This is a genomic window from Pseudomonas sp. 2(2015) (genome assembly GCF_000955865.1).
GTDB lineage: Bacteria > Pseudomonadota > Gammaproteobacteria > Pseudomonadales > Pseudomonadaceae > Aquipseudomonas.
On record NZ_JYOF01000004.1, the window covers coordinates 245,836 to 266,117 of the forward strand.

The following is a 20,282-nucleotide window of genomic DNA, read 5'->3' on the forward strand; positions in this document are numbered from 1 at the left end:
TCAGGTGAACAAATCGATGCTGGTGGGTGCGGTTCTGGGTGCTGTCGGTGTAACAGCCGGAGGTGCTGTTGCCACCTACAGCCTGGTCAAGGGCGGGCCGGAATACGCCGAAGTTTTGGCGGTGCAGCCGGTCAAGCAGACGGTCAAGACACCCCGTGAAGTGTGCAAGGACGTCACTGTGACGCGTCAGGCGCCGGTCAAGGATCAACACCAGATTGCCGGTACCGTAGTCGGTGCGCTGGCAGGTGGCCTGCTGGGTAACCAGATCGGTGGCGGTACCGGCAAGAAGATTGCGACCGTGGCCGGTGCGGTCGGTGGCGGCTATGCCGGCAACAAGGTGCAGGAAGGCATGCAGGAGCGTGATACCTACACCACCACGCAAACCCGCTGCAACACGGTCAACGACCTGAGCGAGAAGGTGGTCGGCTATGACGTGAAATACTCGATCGGCGACAAGGTCGGTCAAGTGCGCATGGACCGTGACCCGGGTTCGCAAATTCCGCTGGATAAAGAAGGCAAGCTGGTACTGAGCCAGGCTCAGGCTGGCCAGTAATCTACTGTAGGAGCGGGCTTGCCCCGCGATGCGGTGTAACGGTTAGATCGCTATCGCGGGGCAAGCCCGCTCCTACAGGCCAAAAAAAAGCACCCCGAAGGGTGCTTTTTTTGTGCTCGATCGTACTCAGCGTTTGATCGAAGCAGGCAGGTGCGGCTGGATGGCAGTCAGAACGGCCTTGAAGCACTTGGTGTTGCCAGCAACGATGTGACCCTTCTCGAGGAAGTCGTGGCCACCGGTGAAGTCGCTCACCAGGCCGCCCGCTTCCTGGATCAGCAGGGCGCCTGCAGCCATGTCCCATTCCGACAGGCCCGATTCCCAGAAGGCATCGAAACGACCGGCGGCAACGTAGGCCAGGTCCAGGCTGGCAGCACCGGCGCGGCGGATGCCGGCGGTCTGGCCAACCAGGGCGCGGAACATGCCCAGGTAGTTGTCCAGGTCAGCCATCTGGTTGTCGCGGAACGGGAAGCCGGTACCCAGCAGGGCGCCTTCCAGGCTGGTGCGAGGGCTGACGCGCAGGCGGCGGCCGTTCAGCTGGGCGCCACGGCCACGGCTGGCGGTGAATTCTTCCTGGCGGACAGGGTCCAGCACCACGGCGTGCTCAAGGCGGCCACGGTATTTGCAGGCAATGCTGACAGCAAAGTGCGGAACGCCACGCAGGAAGTTGGTGGTGCCATCCAGTGGGTCGATGATCCACAGGTAGTCCTTGCCTTCTTCGCCGCTACCGGCATGCAGGCCGGTCTCTTCGCCGTAGATGGAGTGGTTCGGGTAGGCCTTGCGCAGGGCATCGATGATTTTCTGCTCTGCGGCGCGATCGACTTCGGAGACGTAATCCTTGGCGTCTTTTTCATCAACCTTGATGCTATCCAGGCGCTCGATGGAGCGGAAAATCAATTCACTGGCGCTGCGGGCGGCGCGCAGCGCGATATTCAGCATGGGCTGCATGGACGTTTCACCTGGGTCGTTAAAGAAAGCCGAACATTCTAGCAGAAAACTTTGCGCGAAGAAGGGTGACATTTGCTTTCGTAGCGTAAAGTCGGTCGCTTCTGTAAGATTTGCTCCCCCTTCGCAACGTCTGTGAGCGCTCGCCTTGCTGCAAAATATTCGTGTTGTTCTGGTCAATACCAGCCACCCCGGCAATATCGGCGGCGCTGCGCGTGCCATGAAAAACATGGGCTTGTCGCGCTTGGTGCTGGTCGATCCGCAGCATTTTCCCTCGCCTGAGGCGGATGCCCGTGCGTCGGGTGCCGATGATGTGCTGGGCGGCGCACAAGTGGTCGCCACCCTTGAAGAGGCGCTGGTCGGCTGCAACCTGGTGTTCGGTACCAGTGCCCGCGAGCGCCGCATCCCCTGGCCGCTGGTCGACCCGCGCGAGTGCGCCAGCAAGGTCATCGAGCATGCCGTTCAGGGCGAAGAGATTGCCCTGGTGTTCGGCCGTGAGCACGCCGGCCTGACCAACGAAGAACTGCAGCGTTGCCATTTCCATGTGCACATCCCCTCGAACCCGGACTTCAGCTCGCTGAACCTCGGCGCCGCAGTGCAGGTGCTGGCCTATGAGGTGCGCATGGCCTGGCTGGCGCAGGAGCAGCAGGCGGCGCCGGTGGAAAAAGTCGAAGTGGCGCACGAGCGTGGCCACGAGCTGGCGACCATGGATGAAATGGAGCTGTTCTACCAGCACCTGGAAAAGACCCTGGTCGATATCGGCTTTCTCGACCCGCTCAAGCCCAGGCACCTGATGCCGCGCCTGCGTCGCCTGTACGGGCGCAGCTCGGTGGATCGTTCGGAAATGAGTATTTTGCGCGGCATTCTCACCGAAACCCAGAAAGCGGCCCGTGGCGAGCCGCATAAGCGCAAGGATCAATAGATGTTCGAGCGTCTGCGTGAAGATATCCAGAGCGTTTTCCACCGCGACCCGGCGGCGCGCAATGCCTTTGAAGTGCTGACCTGCTACCCCGGCATGCACGCGATCTGGCTGCATCGCGCGGCGCACGCGCTGTGGCGACGGGACTGCAAGTGGCTGGCGCGGCTGGTGTCGAACTTCGGCCGCTGGCTGACCGGGATCGAGATTCACCCTGGTGCCAAGGTGGGGCGGCGCTTCTTCATTGACCACGGCATGGGCATCGTCATCGGCGAAACCGCCGAGATCGGCGACGACGTCACTCTGTACCAGGGCGTGACCTTGGGCGGCACCACCTGGAACAAGGGCAAGCGTCACCCGACCCTGGAAGACGGCGTGGTCGTTGGTGCCGGGGCCAAGGTGCTGGGGCCGTTCACCGTCGGCGCCGGAGCCAAGATCGGCTCCAACGCGGTGGTCACCAAGGCGGTACCGGCCGGCGCGACTGCGGTGGGTATCCCCGGGCGGATCATCGTCAAGACCGATGCCGAGGTCGAGGCCCGGCGCAAGGCCATGGCCGAGAAGATCGGCTTCGATGCCTATGGCGTCAGCGAAGACATGCCCGACCCGGTGGCCCGCGCCATTGGTCAGTTGCTTGACCACCTGCAGGCGGTCGACGGGCGCCTGGAAGACATGTGCGGCGCGCTTAAGAATCTTGGCAGCGACTACTGCGCCAAGGAGCTGCCGGCACTGCGTGAAGAGGACTTCGCCGAGATCAAGGATGAGGCCCGCAGCGACGCGTCGACGCATTGACAGAAGGGGCGTGCGCAAGCGCCCCTTAGTTTGCTATCATTCCGCCGCCCTCTTGCGGTAAACCCGACTAAAGCACTAGGTCTTATAGTTGACTTAAATGCTCGGGAATAGCATACTCGCTCCCATCCCGTAACCCCGTGGTACCTACTAGCCATGCGACTGACTACAAAAGGCCGATACGCCGTGACCGCCATGCTCGACCTGGCGTTGCACGCGCAGAATGGGCCGGTGTCTCTGGCCGACATTTCCGAGCGCCAAGGCATTTCCCTCTCTTATCTGGAGCAGCTGTTTGCAAAGCTGCGCCGCAGCAGCCTGGTTTCCAGTGTGCGCGGCCCTGGCGGCGGCTACCAGCTGTCGCGAAGCATGGAGAGCATTCAGGTCGCCCAGGTCATCGACGCGGTCAACGAATCGGTCGATGCCACGCGCTGCCAGGGGCTGGGTGATTGCCACGCCGGCGACACCTGCCTGACCCACCACCTGTGGTGCGACCTCAGCCAGCAGATTCACGAATTCCTCAGCGGCATCAGCCTGGCTGACCTTGTCACTCGCCGTGAGGTACAAGAAGTCGCCCAGCGCCAGGACCTGCGTCGTATCGCAGGCCGGGCACCGCAGCTGGACAAGATTGAGACGTCCGCCGTCGAATGACCGTTTCGACGCGCGGCGCGACCGCCTGATAGGAGATATTCAATGAAGTTGCCGATCTACCTCGATTACTCCGCGACCACCCCGGTCGATCCACGCGTTGCCCAGAAGATGAGCGACTGCCTGCTGGTCGACGGGAACTTCGGTAACCCGGCGTCGCGCTCCCACGTCTTTGGCTGGAAAGCCGAAGAAGCGGTCGAGAACGCCCGTCGCCAGGTCGCCGACCTGGTCAATGCCGATCCGCGTGAAATTGTCTGGACCAGCGGTGCCACCGAGTCCGACAACCTGGCAATCAAGGGCGTCGCGCACTTCTACAGCACCAAGGGCAAGCACCTGATCACCTCCAAGATCGAGCACAAGGCTGTCCTGGACAGCACTCGTCAGCTGGAGCGTGAAGGCTTTGAAGTGACCTACATCGAGCCAGGCGCCGATGGCCTGATCACCCCGGCCATGGTTGAAGCTGCCCTGCGTGAAGACACCATTCTGGTGTCGATCATGCACGTGAACAACGAAATCGGCACCATCAACGACATCGCCGCCATTGGCGAGCTGACCCGCGCCCGCGGCGTCATGTTCCACGTCGATGCCGCGCAGTCCACCGGCAAGGTCGAGATCGACCTGCAAAAGCTCAAGGTCGACCTGATGTCGTTCTCGGCGCACAAGACCTATGGCCCTAAAGGCATTGGCGCGCTGTACGTCAGCCGCAAGCCTCGCGTGCGCCTGGAAGCCACCATGCACGGCGGCGGTCACGAGCGCGGCATGCGTTCGGGCACCCTGGCCACCCACCAGATCGTCGGCATGGGCGAAGCCTTCGCCATCGCCAAAGAGCTGATGGCCAGCGAGAACCTGCGCATCAAGGCCCTGAGCGACCGCTTCTACAAGCAGGTTGAAGGCCTCGAAGAGCTGTACATCAACGGCAGCATGACCGCGCGCATTCCGCACAACCTGAACCTGAGCTTCAACTACGTCGAAGGCGAGTCGCTGATCATGGCGCTCAAGGACCTGGCCGTTTCGTCCGGCTCGGCCTGTACTTCGGCTTCGCTCGAGCCGTCCTACGTGCTGCGTGCCCTGGGCCGCAACGACGAACTGGCACACAGCTCGATCCGCTTTACCTTCGGTCGCTTCACCACCGAAGAAGAAATCGACTACGCCGCGCAGAAGGTTTGCGAGGCCGTAACCAAGCTGCGCGAATTGTCGCCGCTGTGGGATATGTACAAAGACGGCGTCGACATCTCCAAGATCGAGTGGGCTGCGCACTAAGTAGTCGCCGGCAAGAGCGGCTCTCTGATGAGGAAGGAATTGCACCATGGCATACAGTGAAAAGGTCATCGACCACTACGAAAACCCGCGTAACGTCGGCAAGATGAATGCCGAGGACCCGGATGTCGGCACCGGCATGGTCGGCGCTCCAGCGTGCGGCGACGTCATGCGCCTGCAGATCAAGGTCAACGAGCAGGGCGTTATCGAAGACGCCAAGTTCAAGACCTACGGCTGCGGTTCGGCCATCGCTTCCAGCTCCCTCGCTACCGAGTGGATGAAGGGCAAGACCCTGGACGAAGCGGAAACCATCAAGAACACCCAGCTGGCCGAAGAACTGGCGCTGCCGCCGGTTAAAATCCACTGCTCGGTACTCGCCGAGGACGCCATCAAGGCGGCCGTGCGCGATTACAAGCAGAAGAAAGGTTTGCTCTAAGGTCGCCTGTTGCAGGTAAGGAGTCTCGATGGCTATCAGCATGACAGAAGCCGCCGCCAAACATGTGCGGCGCTCCCTCGACGGACGCGGCAAGGGTGAAGGTATTCGCCTTGGCGTGCGCACCACTGGCTGCTCGGGCCTGGCCTATGTGCTGGAGTTCGTCGATGAAGTAACCTCCGATGACCAGGTCTTCGAAAGCCATGGCGAAAAGGTCATCATCGATCCGAAAAGCCTGACGTACCTCGACGGTACCGAGCTGGATTTCGTCAAGGAAGGGTTGAACGAAGGCTTCAAGTTCAACAACCCCAACGTGCGCGGTGAGTGTGGCTGCGGCGAAAGCTTCAACGTCTGAGGCTGCGCGTGGGTACTCCTTGTCATTTCGCCCTGTTTGACCTGCAACCTGGCTTCCGTCTGGACCTCGACAAGCTGGCTGTTCGCTATCGCGAGCTGGCCCGCGAGGTCCATCCGGATCGCTTCGCCGATGCCTCCGAACGTGAACAGCGCATTGCGCTGGAGCGTTCGGCTGCGCTGAACGAGGCCTACCAGACTCTCAAGAGCGCGCCCCGGCGTGCCCGCTACCTGTTGGCGATCGGCGGCCATGAAGTGCCGCAGGAAGTCACCGTCCATGATCCCGAGTTCCTGCTGCAGCAGATGCAGCTGCGTGAAGAGCTCGAAGACCTCCAGGACAGTGCCGACCTCGATGGCGTGGCCGTCTTCAAGCGTCGCTTGAAAGCCGCCCAGGAAGCACTCAACGAGGACTTCGCCGCCTGCTGGGATGATCCTGCGCAGCGTGAACAGGCCGAGCGCCTGATGCGCCGCATGCAGTTTCTCGACAAGCTCGCCTACGAAGTGCGCCAGCTGGAAGAGCGCCTCGACGATTAACCCGGCGCTGCTTCTGGCGGCGCCCCTGGTATTCAGATAAGCATGGCCCTACTGCAGATCGCCGAACCCGGTCAGAGCCCCCAGCCGCACCAGCGTCGCCTGGCGGTGGGTATTGACCTTGGTACCACCAATTCCCTGGTTGCTGCCCTGCGCAGCGGCCGCAGCGAGCCCCTGCCCGATGCCCAAGGCCGGGTGATCCTGCCGTCCGCAGTGCGCTATCACGCTGACCACATCGATGTCGGTCAGAGCGCCCGCGACGCCGCCGCCAGCGACCCGCTCAACACCGTGCTGTCGGTCAAGCGCCTGATGGGCCGTGGCCTGGCAGACGTCAAGCAACTGGGTGAGCAACTGCCGTACCGCTTTGTCGGCGGCGAGTCGCACATGCCGTTCATCGACACCGTCCAGGGCCCGAAAAGCCCGGTGGAAGTCTCGGCCGACATCCTCAAGGTGCTGCGCCAGCGTGCCGAAGAGACCCTCGGCGGCGAACTGGTTGGCGCGGTGATCACCGTGCCGGCGTATTTCGACGACGCCCAGCGCCAGGCCACCAAGGACGCCGCGCGTCTGGCCGGCCTGAACGTGTTGCGCCTGCTCAACGAGCCGACCGCGGCGGCCGTGGCCTATGGCCTGGACCAGAATGCCGAAGGCCTGGTGGCCATCTATGACCTGGGTGGCGGTACCTTCGATATCTCGATCCTGCGCCTGACCGGCGGTGTCTTTGAAGTGCTGGCCACCGGTGGCGACAGCGCCCTGGGCGGCGACGACTTCGACCATGCCATCGCCAGCTGGATCGTCGAGCAGGCCGGCCTGTCCTCGGACCTCGATCCGGGTGCCCAGCGCCAGCTGCTGCAGACCGCCTGCGCAGCCAAAGAAGCCCTGACCAATGCTGATGTAGTCACGGTCGCCTATGGCAACTGGCAGGCCGAGCTGACCCGCAGTGCCTTCGATGCCCTGATCGAGCCCATGGTCGCCCGCAGCCTAAAGGCCTGCCGCCGCGCCGTGCGTGACAGCGGCGTCGAGCTCGAAGAAGTTGCCGCAGTGGTCATGGTCGGTGGTTCGACCCGCGTGCCGCGTGTGCGCGAGGCCGTCGGCACGTTGTTTGGGCGTACCCCGCTGACCGAAATCGACCCGGACCAGGTAGTCGCCATCGGCGCCGCCATCCAGGCCGATACCCTGGCTGGCAACCGCCGTGATGGTGGCGAATTGCTGCTGCTGGACGTGATTCCGTTGTCCCTGGGTCTGGAAACCATGGGTGGGCTGATGGAGAAGGTGATTCCGCGCAACACCACCATCCCGGTCGCCCGCGCCCAGGAGTTCACCACCTACAAAGATGGCCAGTCGGCCATGATGATTCATGTGCTGCAGGGCGAGCGCGAACTGATCAGTGACTGCCGCTCCCTGGCGCGCTTCGAACTGCGTGGCATCCCGGCGATGGTTGCCGGTGCGGCGAAGATCCGCGTGACCTTCCAGGTCGATGCCGACGGCCTGCTCAGCGTTTCGGCGCGCGAGCTGGGCTCGGGCGTCGAATCGAGCATTCAGGTCAAGCCGTCCTACGGCCTGACCGACGGTGAAATCGCCCGTATGCTCAAGGACTCCTTCGAGCATGCCGGTTTCGACAAGGTGGCGCGCCAGCTGCGCGAGCACCAGGTCGACGCCGAGCGCCTGCTCGAAGCGGTACAGGGCGCCCTGGACGCCGATGGCGAGCGCCTGCTGGACGCCGAAGAGCGCCTGGCAATCGAGCAACAGATGCAAGACTTGCGTGATTTGATCAACGGCACCGATGGCGCGGCCATCGAGCAACAGACCAAGCGTCTGTCGCAGGTGACCGATGCCTTTGCCGCCCGTCGCCTTGATTCGACGGTAAAAGCCGCTTTGGCCGGGCGCAACCTGAATGAGATCGAGGAATAACTGATGCCGCAGGTGATTTTTCTGCCCCACGAGAGATTCTGCCCGGATGGCATGGTCGTGGAGGCCGAGACCGGGAAATCCATTCTCGAGGTGGCCCATGACAACCACATTGAGATCGAAAGCGCTTGTGGTGGCGTCTGCGCCTGTACCACGTGCCACTGCGTCATTCGCGAAGGTTTCAATTCGCTCAATGAGGCTGACGAGCTGGAAGAGGACTTCCTGGATCGCGCATGGGGCCTTGAGCCTACGTCGCGCCTGACCTGTCAGGCCGTGGTCGGTACCGAGGATGTAACTGTCGAGATTCCGAAATACTCGCTCAACCACGCTGCCGAAGCGCCGCATTGATCCTGGAGCCGACATGAGCCTGAAATGGGTTGATGTACTTGAAATTGCAATCCAGCTTGCCGAAAGCAAGCCGGAAGTCGATCCTCGTTATGTGAACTTCGTCGATCTGCACCGTTGGGTGCTGGCATTGCCGGAATTCAGTGACGATCCGACCCGTGGCGGCGAGAAGGTTCTCGAAGCCATCCAGGCGGCCTGGATCGAAGAAGCCGACTGAGCGCGCTCGGCAGGTTAGGCAATCCCCCGGAACCCGCGTATAATTCGCGGGTTTAATTTTTCGCTTCACTCAACGTTTCTGGAGTTTCACCATGGCTGTTCAACGTACTTTCTCGATCATCAAGCCTGACGCCGTTGCTAAAAACGTGATCGGCGAGATCACCACCCGTTTCGAAAAAGCCGGCCTGCGCGTCGTTGCCTCGAAACTCAAGCAACTGTCCAAAGCCGAAGCCGAAGGCTTCTACGCTGAGCACAAAGAGCGCGGTTTCTTCGGCGACCTGGTTGCCTTCATGATCTCCGGTCCTGTTGTTGTCCAGGTTCTGGAAGGCGAAAACGCCATCGCTCTGAACCGTGAGCTGATGGGCGCTACCAACCCTAAAGAAGCTGCTGCCGGCACCATCCGTGCTGACTTCGCCGAGTCCATCGACGCCAACGCCGTTCACGGTTCGGACTCCGAAGCCGCCGCTGCTCGCGAAATCTCGTACTTCTTCGCAGCTACCGAGGTAACCACTCGCTAAGCGAAAGCTTACGGGTGAGGGTGAATCCATGACGACATCGACTGGCAAAACTAACCTGTTGGGGCTTACCCAGCCGGAAATGGAAAAATTCTTCGACTCTATCGGGGAGAAGCGTTTCCGTGCCGGTCAGGTAATGAAATGGATTCACCACTTTGGCGTCGATGATTTCGACGCCATGACGAATGTCGGCAAGGCCTTGCGCGAAAAGCTCAAGGCTGTTGCCGAGATTCGCGGTCCGGAAGTGGTCAGCGAGGACATCTCCAGCGACGGCACCCGTAAATGGGTGGTGCGCGTGGCGTCCGGCAGCTGCGTCGAGACCGTGTACATCCCCCAGGGCAAGCGTGGCACCCTGTGTGTCTCGTCCCAGGCCGGTTGCGCCCTGGACTGCAGTTTCTGCTCCACCGGCAAGCAAGGATTCAACAGCAACCTCACCGCCGCCGAAGTGATCGGCCAGGTGTGGATTGCCAACAAGTCGTTCGGCAGCGTGCCGGCCACCATCGACCGTGCCATCACCAACGTGGTGATGATGGGCATGGGTGAGCCACTGCTGAACTTCGACAACGTGGTCGCCGCCATGCACCTGATGATGGACGACCTCGGCTATGGCATTTCCAAGCGCCGGGTGACCCTGTCCACTTCCGGCGTGGTACCGATGATCGAAGAGCTGGCCAAGCACATCGACGTCTCCCTGGCCCTCTCGCTGCACGCGCCGAACGATGCCCTGCGCAACGAGCTGGTACCGCTCAACAAGAAGTACCCGCTCAAGGTCCTGCTCGAAGCCTGCATGAACTACATGTCGCAGCTGGGCGAAAAGCGCGTGCTGACCATTGAGTACACCCTGCTCAAGGACGTCAACGACAAGCTCGAACACGCCGTGGAAATGGCCGAGTTGCTCAAGAACGTGCCGTGCAAGATCAACCTGATTCCGTTCAACCCGTTCCCGCATTCCGGTTACGAGCGGCCGAGCAACAACGCCATCCGTCGTTTCCAGGACCACCTGCATCACGCCGGCTACAACGTTACCGTGCGCACCACCCGTGGTGAAGACATCGACGCGGCGTGCGGCCAGCTGGTCGGCCAGGTGATGGACCGCACCCGCCGCAGCGAGCGCTATATCGCCGTACGTCAGTTGAATGCCGACGGTGACGTGCAAGAAAGCGCCGCGCGCAACTGAAGAGAGGACCTCCATGACCCTGCGCTTCGCGCTGTCGATCCTGGCGCTCGCCCTGCTTGCAGGTTGCGTGTCCGGCGGGAGTTCGGACGCGCTGGGCAGTCGTGAAGGTCGCGAGCAGGCACGCCAGGCCTATGTGCAGTTGGGCCTGGGTTATTTGCAACAAGGTTTGACCGAGCAGGCCAAGGCGCCGCTGAAAAAAGCCCTCGACCTCGATAGCCAGGATGCCGCAGCCCATGCGGCCCTGGCTTTGGTGTTTCAGGCCGAAGACGAGCCGGAACTGGCCGAGGCGCACTTTCGCAAGGCCCTGGCCCGGCGCCCGGACGACACCCGAATTCGCAACAATTACGGCAGTTTCCTTTATGCTCGTGGGCAATACGCCCAGGCGCAGCAGATGTTTGCCCAAGCGGCGGCCGATACCCTGTATCCTGAACGCTCCCGGGTGTTCGAGAACCTTGGCCTGACCGCGCTCAGGCTGGGGCAGCGCGCCGAAGCGCAGGAATACCTGGTAAAAGCTTTGCGACTCAACCAGCAGCAGCCGCGCGCGTTGCTGGAAATGGCTGAGTTGTCTTACGAAGACAGGCATTATGTGCCGGCCCGTGACTACTACGATCGTTTCAGCCAGCTGAGCGACCACAGTGCCCGCAGCCTGCTGCTGGGCAGCCGCCTGGCCAGCGTCTTCGAAGAACGGAACAAGGCCAGCGAACTGGGCCTGCAATTACAACGACTTTATCCCGGTACGCCGGAATATCAGCAATACCTGTCGGAGCAATGATGAAAGCGGCGCATCCCGAAGCAGCAGCAGCGACTCGCGAAAATCCCGGTGAAATCCTGCGTCAGGCCCGCGAGAGCAGGGACTGGTCCCAGGCCGAAGTGGCCCGCAAGCTCAACCTCACCGTGAGTTCCCTGAACAATCTAGAAGCCGGCGCCTTCGACAAGCTGCCGGGGCATACCTTTGCCCGTGGCTACATACGCGCCTATGCCAAGCTGCTGGACATGGACCAGGCTGCCCTGGTGCAAGCTTTCGACCAGTGCACTGGCACCCACGCCCAGGGCAGCGACGTTCACGCCCTTGGCCGCATCGAAGAGCCGGTGCGCCTGTCCCACAACATCCTGCGTATCGTCAGCCTGGTGCTGCTGGTGGTGGTGATCGGTGGTGGCTTCTTCTGGTGGCAGGACCAGACCAGCCTGCGTGGCAAGGACCTGGCCAACATGGCCCTGGAGCACGTCGAAGTCGAAAGCGCCGACGGCACCACCCAGATTCACCCGCTGGACGAGCCTGAAGACCAGGCTGTGAGCGCTGGCCAGCAACCGCAAAGCACTGCCTTGAGCCTTGAGCAGGCCCCGACAGAACCGGCTGGCGCCGCACCTGCCGAACAAGCACCGGCCAGCCCTGCTGCCACGCCTGCTGCGCCTGCCGCCAGCACCGCGACCACGCCGGTGGCGCCGGTTGTACCGGCTCCAGCGCCAGCCCCGGTGGCGCCCGTGGTCAACAGTGCAGTGGTTGGCGCAGCGCCAGCAGCACCTGCTGTCGCCGCTCCAGCCCCGGCCGGTAGCGGCCAGCTGCACATGCAATTCAACGCCGATTGCTGGACCTCGGTCACCGACGGCAACGGCAAGCTGCTGTTCAGCGCCATCAAGCGCAAGGGCGACAGCCTGGACCTGACCGGCAAGCCGCCGTTTTCGGTACGCCTGGGCTTTGCCCGCGGCGTGCAGGTCAGCTACAACGGCCAGCCTGTCGACGTTGCGCCGTTCACCAGTGGCGAGACCGCTCGCCTGAAGTTGGGACAATAAGTCATGCACGGCGAATCTCCGATCAAACGTCGCGAATCCCGGAAAATCTGGGTTGGTAATGTGCCTGTTGGCGGCGATGCTCCCATCGCGGTCCAGAGCATGACCAACACCGACACCAATGATGTGGCCGCGACCGTGGCGCAGATCAACCGCCTGATCGATGCCGGCGTCGACATCGTGCGTGTCTCGGTACCGGACATGGACGCTGCCGAAGCCTTCGGCAAGATCAAGCAACAGGTCAGCGTACCGCTGGTTGCCGACATCCATTTCGACTACCGCATCGCCTTGCGCGTCGCCGAGCTGGGCGTTGATTGCCTGCGCATCAACCCGGGCAACATCGGTCGCGAAGACCGCGTCCGTGCGGTGGTCGATGCCGCTCGTGATCGCGGTATCCCGATCCGTATCGGTGTCAACGCCGGCTCCCTGGAAAAAGACCTGCAGAAAAAGTACGGCGAGCCGACCCCGGCGGCGCTGGTCGAGTCGGCCATGCGCCACGTCGAGCACCTCGACCGCCTGGATTTCCAGGACTTCAAGGTCAGCGTTAAAGCCTCTGACGTGTTCATGGCCGTCGAAGCCTACCGCCTGCTGGCCAAGCAGATCATCCAGCCGCTGCACCTGGGCATCACCGAAGCCGGCGGCCTGCGCTCGGGCACGGTGAAATCCGCGGTGGGCCTCGGTATGCTGCTTGCCGACGGGATTGGCGATACTATTCGCATTTCGCTGGCCGCCGACCCGGTCGAAGAGGTCAAGGTCGGCTACGACATCCTCAAGTCCCTGCACCTGCGTTCGCGTGGCATCAACTTCATCGCCTGCCCGAGCTGCTCGCGGCAGAACTTCGATGTGGTCAAGACCATGAACGAGCTGGAAGGGCGCCTGGAAGACCTGCTGGTACCGCTGGACGTCGCCGTGATCGGTTGCGTGGTCAACGGCCCGGGCGAGGCCAAGGAAGCCCACGTGGGGCTCACCGGTGGCACACCGAACCTGATCTACATCGACGGCAAGCCTGCGCAGAAGCTGACCAATGACAACCTGGTCGATGAGCTGGAAAAGCTCATCCGCCAGAAAGCGGCTGAAAAAGCCGAGGCCGACGCGGCGCTGATCGCCCGTGGCTGACTGACACAGAATTGTTAAGGGATTTTCCGTGAGCAAATCGCTGCAAGCCATTCGTGGCATGAACGACATCCTGCCCGAGCAGACGCCGCTGTGGCGTTATTTCGAGAACACCGTGGCCGGACTGCTGGATACCTATGGCTATCGCCAGATCCGCACGCCGATCGTCGAGTTCACCGAGCTGTTCAAGCGCTCGATCGGCGAAGTCACCGACATCGTCGAAAAAGAGATGTACACCTTCGACGATCGTAACGGCGACTCTCTGACCCTGCGTCCGGAAGGCACCGCCGCCTGCGTGCGCGCTGTGCTCGAACACGGCATCACCGGCAGCGGCCAGGTACAGAAACTCTGGTACATCGGCCAGATGTTCCGCCACGAGCGCCCGCAAAAAGGTCGTTATCGCCAGTTCAACCAGATTGGCGTTGAAGTCTTCAACCTCGACGGCCCGGATATCGACGCCGAGCTGATCATGCTCACCTGGCGCCTCTGGGGCCAGTTGGGCATTCGCGACGCGGTCAAGCTCGAACTCAACAGCCTGGGTACCAGCGAAGCCCGGGCCCGCTACCGTGACGCGCTGGTCGAGTTCCTCTCGGCGCGCCTGGAGCACCTGGACGAAGACAGTCAGCGCCGCCTGAAAAGCAACCCGCTGCGCATCCTCGACAGCAAGGACGCCAATACCCAGGCGGTGCTGGTCGATGCGCCGAAGCTCGAAGACTACCTGGACGAAGAGTCCCGCGTGCACTTTGAGGGCCTCAAGGCACGCCTGGATGCCGCCGGCATTCCGTTCGTGATCAACACCAAACTGGTGCGCGGCCTGGACTACTACAGCAAGACCGTTTTCGAATGGGTCACCGACAAGCTCGGCTCCCAGGGCACCGTATGTGCCGGTGGTCGCTACGACGGCCTGGTCGAGCAGATGGGCGGCAAGCCGACCCCGGGCGTTGGTTTCGCCATGGGTATCGAGCGCCTGATCCTGCTGCTGGAAACCCTCGAGCAGGTACCCGAGTCGATCAACCGTCAGGTCGACGTCTACCTGTGCGCCTTCGGCGAGCAGGCCGAGCTTGCCGGCCTGGCCCTGAGCGAGCGCCTGCGTGACCGTCTGCCGAACCTGCGCCTGCAGGTCAACGCCGGTGCTGGCAGCTTCAAGAGCCAGTTCAAGAAGGCCGACAAGAGCAACGCGCTGTTCGCCTTGATCCTGGGGGACGACGAGTTGGCGCAACAAGTGGTAGGTTTCAAACCCCTGCGCGGTCAGGGCGAACAACAAAACATTGCCTGGGATGCTCTGGCAGAGCACCTGGAAGCCTCGCTCGCGCAGGCGTGAGGCGAGTCAACAGCCGATTTGGTGAAAAGGAGTATTGGGGTGTCGAGTACCGATGATGAACAACTGGTCGCGATGAAGGACTGGTGGGACCGCAATGGCAAGCCGCTGGTAACCGGTGGCCTGCTGGCGCTGGTCGTGGTGTTCGGCTGGCAAGCCTGGCAGAAATACCAGACCAACCAGTCGCAAGGCGCCTCGAACCTTTACCAGGCCCTGCTGGAGACTACCCTGACGCCAAGCGGCGAGCCCGACGCGGCCAAGGTTGCCGAGCTGTCCGGCAAACTCAAGAACGAATTCGGCGGCTCGGCCTATGCCCAGTACGCCAGCCTGTTCGTCGCCAAGGTAGCCGTCGAGAGCGGCAAGCTCGATGACGCCGCGGCCGAGCTGAAGCTTGTGATGGACAAGCCGGCCGACGCGACCCTGGGTGAGATCGCCCGTCAGCGCCTGGCCCGTGTGCTGGCCGCGCAGAAAAAGGTCGACGAAGCGCTGAAGCTGCTCGAAGGCGATGCCGACAAGGCGTTCCTGGCCAGCCGCGAAGAGCTCAAGGGCGACCTGCTGGTGCAACTGGGCCGCGCTGGCGACGCCCATGCCGCTTACGAAAAAGCCAAGGCTGCGCTGTCTGACGACGCCGCGATCGGTGGCCTGCAACTCAAGCTCGACGACCTGGCCAAAGGGGATGCGTGACGTGATCGGTTGGAAACATGCAGCAGTGCTGACCCTGGCCCTTCTGGCCGTGGGTTGCAGCAGCAACAGCAAAAAGGAATTGCCACCGGCCGAACTCACCAAGTTCACCGAAGAAGTGGTGCTGAAGAAGCAGTGGAGCCGTTCGATCGGTGACGGTCAGGGCGAAACCTTCAACATGCTGGTGCCGGCGATCGAAAACGACCGCATCTACGCCGCCGATGTTACCGGCGTGGTGATGGCGCTGGATCGCAGCAACGGCGACGTGGCCTGGAAGAAGGACCTCGAACTGCCAGTGTCCGGTGCCGTTGGCGTCGGTTACGGCATGGTCATGCTCGGCACCCTCAAGGGCGAAGTGATTGCCCTGGATGCCAGCACCGGTGAGGAGCGCTGGCGCTCGCGCGTTACCAGTGAAGTGCTGGCGCCACCAGCGACCAACGGTGACGTGGTGGTAGTACAGACCCAGGACGACCGCGTCATTGGCCTGGACGCCAGCACTGGCGACCGTCGCTGGATCTACGAAAGCACTCCGGCGGTACTGACCCTGCGCGGTACTGGCGCTCCAATCGTGACCAACCGTCTGGCCGTTGCTGGCCTTTCGACCGGTAAAGTGGTTGCCCTCGACACCCAGAACGGTGCACCGGTCTGGGAGCAGCGTGTGGCCATCCCGCAAGGTCGCTCGGAGCTCGACCGGGTTGTGGATATCGACGGCGGTCTGCTGCTGTCCGGCGGTACCCTGTACGTTTCCAGCTACCAGGGCCGCGTTGCCGGCCTGGACCTGGAGAGCGGCCGGTTGCTGTGGCAGCGTGATGCTTCCAGCTACACCGGTGTGGCCCAGGGCTTCGGTAACGTCTACGTGAGCCTGGCTTCGGGCACTGTGGAAGGCATCGACGAGCGCTCGTCCAGCGCCCTGTGGAGCAACGATTCGCTGGCACGCCGCCAGCTGTCGGCGCCGGAAGTGTTCTCCAGCTACGTAGCGGTGGGTGACCTGGAAGGCTACCTGCACCTGCTCAGCCAGGTCGATGGTCGTTTCGTCGGTCGTGAGCGTATCGACAGCGATGGCCTGCGCGCCCGTCCGCTGGTGGTGGGTGACACCATCTATGTGTACGGCAACAGCGGCAAGCTCGAGGCGCTGACCATCCGCTGAGGCTATGCTTGAGGCCATGCCGGCCTCGGGCTGCGGCACTTCGGGTGCCGCTCGAACTCCGGCCGCTGCAGTGCAGCGGCCTTTGTATTTTTCGAATTTATGAAGTGGAGAGCCGAATGGTTCCCGTAATCGCCCTGGTGGGCCGACCGAACGTCGGTAAATCCACCATGTTCAACCGCCTGACCAGGACCCGCGACGCTATTGTCGGCGACCTGTCCGGGCTGACCCGAGACCGCCAGTACGGTGAAGCACGCTGGCAAGGCCGTTCGTACATCCTGGTCGACACCGGTGGTATTTCCGGTGACGAAGAAGGCATGGACGAGAAAATGGCCGAGCAGTCGCTGCTGGCCATTGAAGAAGCCGATGTGGTCTTGTTCCTGGTCGATGCCCGCGCCGGTCTGACCGCCGCCGACCAGATGATTTCCGAGCACCTGCGCAAGCGCAACAAACGCTCGTTCCTGGTTGCCAACAAGATCGACAACATCGATCCGCTGGCCGCCATCGCCGAATTTTCGCCACTGGGCATGGGTAACGCCATCGGTGTTGCCGGCGCCCAGGGCCGTGGCGTCAACAACCTGCTGGAAGCTGTACTCAGCGACTTCCCGCGGGACAAGGACGAGGAAGAGATCGACACCGACGTCGCTGAAGGCGAGGAAGCGGTGCGTATCCCTGGCCCGAGCGAAAAAGACGGGATCAAGATCGCCATCATCGGCCGGCCTAACGTCGGCAAGTCGACCCTGGTCAACCGCATGCTCGGTGAAGAACGGGTCATCGTCTATGACCAGCCCGGCACCACCCGCGACAGTATCTACATTCCCTTCGAGCGTAACGAAGAGAAATACACCCTGATCGACACCGCCGGGGTGCGCAAGCGCGGCAAGATCCACGAAGAAGTCGAGAAGTTCTCCGTGGTCAAGACCCTGCAGGCGATCAAGGACGCCAACGTGGTGATCTTCGTCATGGACGCCCGCGAAGGCGTGGTCGACCATGACCTGAACCTGCTGGGCTTTGCCCTGGAAGCCGGTCGCGCCATCGTTATCGCCCTGAACAAGTGGGACGGCATGCAGCCGAGCGAGCGCGACTACGTGAAGACCGAGCTGGAACGCCGGCTGTTCTTCGTCGACTTCGCCGACATCCACTTCATCTCGGCGCTGCACGGCACTGGCGTGGGTAACCTGTACCAGTCGGTGCAGAACTCGTTCAAGTCGGCAGTCACCCGCTGGCCGACCAGCCGCCTGACCCAGATCCTCGAAGATGCGGTCAGCGAGCACCAGCCGCCGATGGTCAACAGCCGCCGGATCAAGCTGCGCTATGCCCACCTCGGTGGCGCCAACCCGCCGATCATCGTGATCCACGGCAACCAGGTCGAGAAGGTACCCAAGTCCTACTCGCGCTACCTGGAAAACACCTACCGCCGCGTGCTCAAGCTGGTCGGTACGCCGATCCGCATCGAGTACAAGGGCAGTGACAACCCGTATGAAGGCAACAAGAACACGCTGACCGACCGCCAGGTCAACAAGAAGCGTCGCTTGATGTCGCACCACAAGAAAGCCGAGAAGAAGCGTAAAGACAAGCGCTAGAAGCATCGCGGGGCAAGCCCGCTCCTACGGGAGCGGGTTTGACCGGCGATTGGCCTGCGACCGTAACAACCTTTTTCCTGACTGATCAATCCGCTATGCTCGGTCCCAGACCGCGCCGCCTCGAGCCGGATAGTGCTGCAGGAAAGAGGGCTCCATGATCAGTAGCAAGTTGCCGAACGTCGGCACTACCATCTTTACCACCATGTCCCAGCTCGCCGCGCAAACCGGCGCCTTGAACCTGTCCCAGGGTTTCCCCGATTTCAACGGCCCGCAAGCATTGCTCGATGCGGTCGGCCGGCATGTCAGTGCCGGGCACAACCAGTACAGCCCCATGACCGGCTTGCCGGCCTTGCGCCAGCAGGTGGCGAACAAGATCGCCCGCAGCTATGGCGTCAGCGTCGATGCCGAGCATGAAGTGACCATCACCCCAGGTGCCACCGAAGCGATCTTCTGCGCCATCCATGCAGTGATCCGCGCAGGCGACGAGGTCATCGTCTTCGATCCCAGTTACGACAGCTATGAGCCCTCGGTAGAGCTGGCCGGCGGGCGTTGCGTGCATGTGCAACTGAGCGACGGCGAGTTTGCCATCGACTGGCAGAAGCTCACCGACGCCCTCAGCCCGCGTACGCGGATGATCATCCTCAACTCGCCGCACAATCCTAGCGGCGCCTTGATCAGCCGCGATGATCTGGACAAGTTGGCGCTGTTGATCGCCGACCGCGATATCTACCTGATCAGCGACGAAGTCTACGAGCACCTGGTGTTCGACGGTGTACAGCACGCCAGCGTATTGGCCCACGAGGCGCTGTATCAGCGTGCATTCGTGGTCAGCTCGTTCGGCAAGACCTACCACGTCACTGGCTGGAAAACCGGTTATGTGGTGGCGCCAGCGGCGCTCAGCGCCGAGCTGCGCAAGGTCCACCAGTACGTCAACTTTTGTGGCGTGACCCCGCTGCAATGGGCGCTGGCCGATTTCATGGCCGCGCACCCCGAGCACGTCGAAGAGCTGCCGGCCTTTTACCAGGCCAAGCGCGACCTGTTCTGCCAGTTGCTGGGCTCTTCGCGTTTTCAGTTCAAGCCCACCCCGGGCACGTACTTCCAGTTGGTGGATTATTCGCACATTCGCCCGGATTTGAACGACGTCGAGATGTCGCTGTGGCTGACCCGCGAGCATGGCGTGGCGACCATTCCGGTGTCGGTGTTCTACCAGCAACCCATCCCCGCGCAGCGCCTGGTGCGCCTGTGCTTTGCCAAACGCGAGGAGACGCTGCGTCAGGCAGCGGAAAAACTATGCGCGATCTGAGTAGCCTGCCCAACCTGAACATTGCGTTGGTGCAGACCAGCCTGGCCTGGCACGACCGCCTGGCCAACTACGAGCATTTCGAAGGCCTGCTGGAACAGGCTCGTGGCGCCGACCTGATCATCCTCCCGGAGATGTTCACCACTGGTTTTTCCATGGACTCCGAAAGCCTCGCCGAGCCCGAGAACGGCCCGACCTACAAGTGGCTCAAGAGCCAGGCCAAGAAGCTTGATGCAGTGGTTACCGGCAGCGTGATCATCCAGGCTGCCGACGGCAGCCACCGCAACCGCTTGCTGTGGGCGCGGCCCGATGGCGAGATCCTGTACTACGACAAGCGCCACCTGTTTCGCATGGCCGGCGAGCACAAGCACTACACCCCGGGCGAACGCCAGGTGCAGTTCGAGCTCAAGGGCTGGCGGGTACGGCCGCTGATCTGCTACGACCTGCGCTTCCCGGTGTGGAGCCGCGATGCCCAGGACACTGACCTGCTGTTGTACACCGCCAACTGGCCGGCCGCCCGCCGCCAGCACTGGAACCGCTTGTTGCCGGCGCGGGGCATCGAGAACCTGTGTTATGTCGCCGCGGTGAACCGCGTGGGCACCGACGGCAAGGGCTTTGCCTATACCGGCGACAGCCAGGTGCTGGATTTTCAGGGCGAGAGCCTGCTCAGTGCAGGCGAGGCGGACGGGGTGTTTACCGTGGTGCTCAGTGCGGCAGACCTGGCGGCCTATCGCACGCGGTTTCCGGCCAATCTGGATGCTGACACTTTCGATCTTCATTGAT

23 protein-coding genes are annotated in these 20,282 nt (G+C 62.4%); 22 read left to right on the forward strand and 1 reads right to left on the reverse strand.

Going from position 1 to position 20,282, the window contains the following annotated elements:
* The first annotated feature begins 4 nt into the window (after nucleotides 1-4).
* On the forward strand, nucleotides 5-553 hold the full coding sequence (locus tag UB48_RS09340) for a glycine zipper 2TM domain-containing protein (protein ID WP_045196190.1): 549 nt from the start codon (nucleotides 5-7) through the stop codon (nucleotides 551-553).
* Between the two features lie 126 nt (nucleotides 554-679).
* Here the strand turns inward: UB48_RS09340 and suhB are convergent, their stop codons facing one another.
* Nucleotides 680-1,498 carry an inositol-phosphate phosphatase gene (gene suhB / locus UB48_RS09345; protein WP_010223469.1) on the reverse strand — a complete coding sequence of 273 codons (819 nt, stop codon included), beginning with the start codon at nucleotides 1,496-1,498 and terminating at the stop codon, nucleotides 680-682.
* Between the two features lie 145 nt (nucleotides 1,499-1,643).
* On the opposite strand from suhB, the gene trmJ reads away from it, so the two are divergent.
* The 21 genes from trmJ (at nucleotide 1,644) to UB48_RS09450 (ending at nucleotide 20,281) form a co-directional block, all read left to right on the forward strand.
* Nucleotides 1,644-2,417: a tRNA (cytosine(32)/uridine(32)-2'-O)-methyltransferase TrmJ gene (trmJ, locus tag UB48_RS09350; RefSeq protein ID WP_045196192.1), complete on the forward strand. Its 774-nt coding sequence runs from the start codon at nucleotides 1,644-1,646 to the stop codon at nucleotides 2,415-2,417.
* The gene (gene cysE, locus UB48_RS09355; protein ID WP_045196194.1) at nucleotides 2,418-3,200 is read left to right on the forward strand and encodes a serine O-acetyltransferase; all 783 of its coding nucleotides are present in this window, start codon (nucleotides 2,418-2,420) and stop codon (nucleotides 3,198-3,200) included.
* A gap of 153 nt (nucleotides 3,201-3,353) precedes the next feature.
* The gene (gene iscR / locus UB48_RS09360) at nucleotides 3,354-3,845 is read left to right on the forward strand and encodes a Fe-S cluster assembly transcriptional regulator IscR (RefSeq protein ID WP_036993915.1); all 492 of its coding nucleotides are present in this window, start codon (nucleotides 3,354-3,356) and stop codon (nucleotides 3,843-3,845) included.
* Between the two features lie 42 nt (nucleotides 3,846-3,887).
* Nucleotides 3,888-5,102: an IscS subfamily cysteine desulfurase gene (locus UB48_RS09365; RefSeq protein ID WP_045196198.1), complete on the forward strand. Its 1,215-nt coding sequence runs from the start codon at nucleotides 3,888-3,890 to the stop codon at nucleotides 5,100-5,102.
* A 46-nt stretch (nucleotides 5,103-5,148) separates the two neighbouring features.
* Nucleotides 5,149-5,535, forward strand: coding sequence for a Fe-S cluster assembly scaffold IscU (gene iscU / locus UB48_RS09370; protein ID WP_002552476.1), 387 nt, complete (start codon nucleotides 5,149-5,151; stop codon nucleotides 5,533-5,535).
* Nucleotides 5,536-5,563: 28 nt separating this feature from the next.
* Entirely contained in the window at nucleotides 5,564-5,887 is a 324-nt protein-coding gene (gene iscA, locus UB48_RS09375; RefSeq protein ID WP_045196204.1) for an iron-sulfur cluster assembly protein IscA, read from the forward strand.
* An 8-nt stretch (nucleotides 5,888-5,895) separates the two neighbouring features.
* Nucleotides 5,896-6,417: a co-chaperone HscB gene (gene hscB / locus UB48_RS09380; RefSeq protein ID WP_045196206.1), complete on the forward strand. Its 522-nt coding sequence runs from the start codon at nucleotides 5,896-5,898 to the stop codon at nucleotides 6,415-6,417.
* A 42-nt stretch (nucleotides 6,418-6,459) separates the two neighbouring features.
* Nucleotides 6,460-8,322, forward strand: coding sequence for a Fe-S protein assembly chaperone HscA (gene hscA / locus UB48_RS09385; protein WP_045196208.1), 1,863 nt, complete (start codon nucleotides 6,460-6,462; stop codon nucleotides 8,320-8,322).
* Nucleotides 8,323-8,325: 3 nt separating this feature from the next.
* Complete coding sequence (gene fdx, locus UB48_RS09390; RefSeq protein ID WP_045196210.1) at nucleotides 8,326-8,667, forward strand: ISC system 2Fe-2S type ferredoxin; 342 nt, start codon at nucleotides 8,326-8,328, stop codon at nucleotides 8,665-8,667.
* A 13-nt stretch (nucleotides 8,668-8,680) separates the two neighbouring features.
* The gene (gene iscX / locus UB48_RS09395; RefSeq protein ID WP_045196212.1) at nucleotides 8,681-8,881 is read left to right on the forward strand and encodes a Fe-S cluster assembly protein IscX; all 201 of its coding nucleotides are present in this window, start codon (nucleotides 8,681-8,683) and stop codon (nucleotides 8,879-8,881) included.
* Between the two features lie 91 nt (nucleotides 8,882-8,972).
* On the forward strand, nucleotides 8,973-9,398 hold the full coding sequence (gene ndk, locus UB48_RS09400; protein WP_007964426.1) for a nucleoside-diphosphate kinase: 426 nt from the start codon (nucleotides 8,973-8,975) through the stop codon (nucleotides 9,396-9,398).
* A gap of 28 nt (nucleotides 9,399-9,426) precedes the next feature.
* Nucleotides 9,427-10,572 carry a 23S rRNA (adenine(2503)-C(2))-methyltransferase RlmN gene (gene rlmN, locus UB48_RS09405; protein WP_045196215.1) on the forward strand — a complete coding sequence of 382 codons (1,146 nt, stop codon included), beginning with the start codon at nucleotides 9,427-9,429 and terminating at the stop codon, nucleotides 10,570-10,572.
* Nucleotides 10,573-10,585: 13 nt separating this feature from the next.
* A complete protein-coding gene (gene pilW, locus UB48_RS09410; protein ID WP_045196217.1) occupies nucleotides 10,586-11,344 on the forward strand; it encodes a type IV pilus biogenesis/stability protein PilW in 759 nt (252 codons plus the stop codon).
* Entirely contained in the window at nucleotides 11,344-12,363 is a 1,020-nt protein-coding gene (locus UB48_RS09415; protein WP_045196219.1) for a RodZ family helix-turn-helix domain-containing protein, read from the forward strand. The genes pilW and UB48_RS09415 overlap by 1 nt, the downstream gene beginning before the upstream one ends.
* Before the next feature lie 3 nt (nucleotides 12,364-12,366).
* The gene (gene ispG / locus UB48_RS09420) at nucleotides 12,367-13,476 is read left to right on the forward strand and encodes a flavodoxin-dependent (E)-4-hydroxy-3-methylbut-2-enyl-diphosphate synthase (RefSeq protein WP_038997015.1); all 1,110 of its coding nucleotides are present in this window, start codon (nucleotides 12,367-12,369) and stop codon (nucleotides 13,474-13,476) included.
* Nucleotides 13,477-13,504: 28 nt separating this feature from the next.
* Nucleotides 13,505-14,794 carry a histidine--tRNA ligase gene (hisS, locus tag UB48_RS09425; RefSeq protein ID WP_045196222.1) on the forward strand — a complete coding sequence of 430 codons (1,290 nt, stop codon included), beginning with the start codon at nucleotides 13,505-13,507 and terminating at the stop codon, nucleotides 14,792-14,794.
* Nucleotides 14,795-14,866: 72 nt separating this feature from the next.
* Complete coding sequence (locus tag UB48_RS09430; protein WP_176470444.1) at nucleotides 14,867-15,475, forward strand: tetratricopeptide repeat protein; 609 nt, start codon at nucleotides 14,867-14,869, stop codon at nucleotides 15,473-15,475.
* A complete protein-coding gene (bamB, locus tag UB48_RS09435; protein WP_045196225.1) occupies nucleotides 15,468-16,619 on the forward strand; it encodes an outer membrane protein assembly factor BamB in 1,152 nt (383 codons plus the stop codon). The genes UB48_RS09430 and bamB overlap by 8 nt, the downstream gene beginning before the upstream one ends.
* A 116-nt stretch (nucleotides 16,620-16,735) precedes the next feature.
* A complete protein-coding gene (gene der / locus UB48_RS09440; protein WP_045196227.1) occupies nucleotides 16,736-18,199 on the forward strand; it encodes a ribosome biogenesis GTPase Der in 1,464 nt (487 codons plus the stop codon).
* 154 nt (nucleotides 18,200-18,353) lie between these two features.
* The gene (locus tag UB48_RS09445; RefSeq protein ID WP_045196229.1) at nucleotides 18,354-19,502 is read left to right on the forward strand and encodes a pyridoxal phosphate-dependent aminotransferase; all 1,149 of its coding nucleotides are present in this window, start codon (nucleotides 18,354-18,356) and stop codon (nucleotides 19,500-19,502) included.
* A complete protein-coding gene (locus UB48_RS09450; protein WP_045196231.1) occupies nucleotides 19,490-20,281 on the forward strand; it encodes an amidohydrolase in 792 nt (263 codons plus the stop codon). Before UB48_RS09445 ends, UB48_RS09450 begins: the two co-directional genes overlap by 13 nt.
* Nucleotide 20,282: the final 1 nt, after the last annotated feature.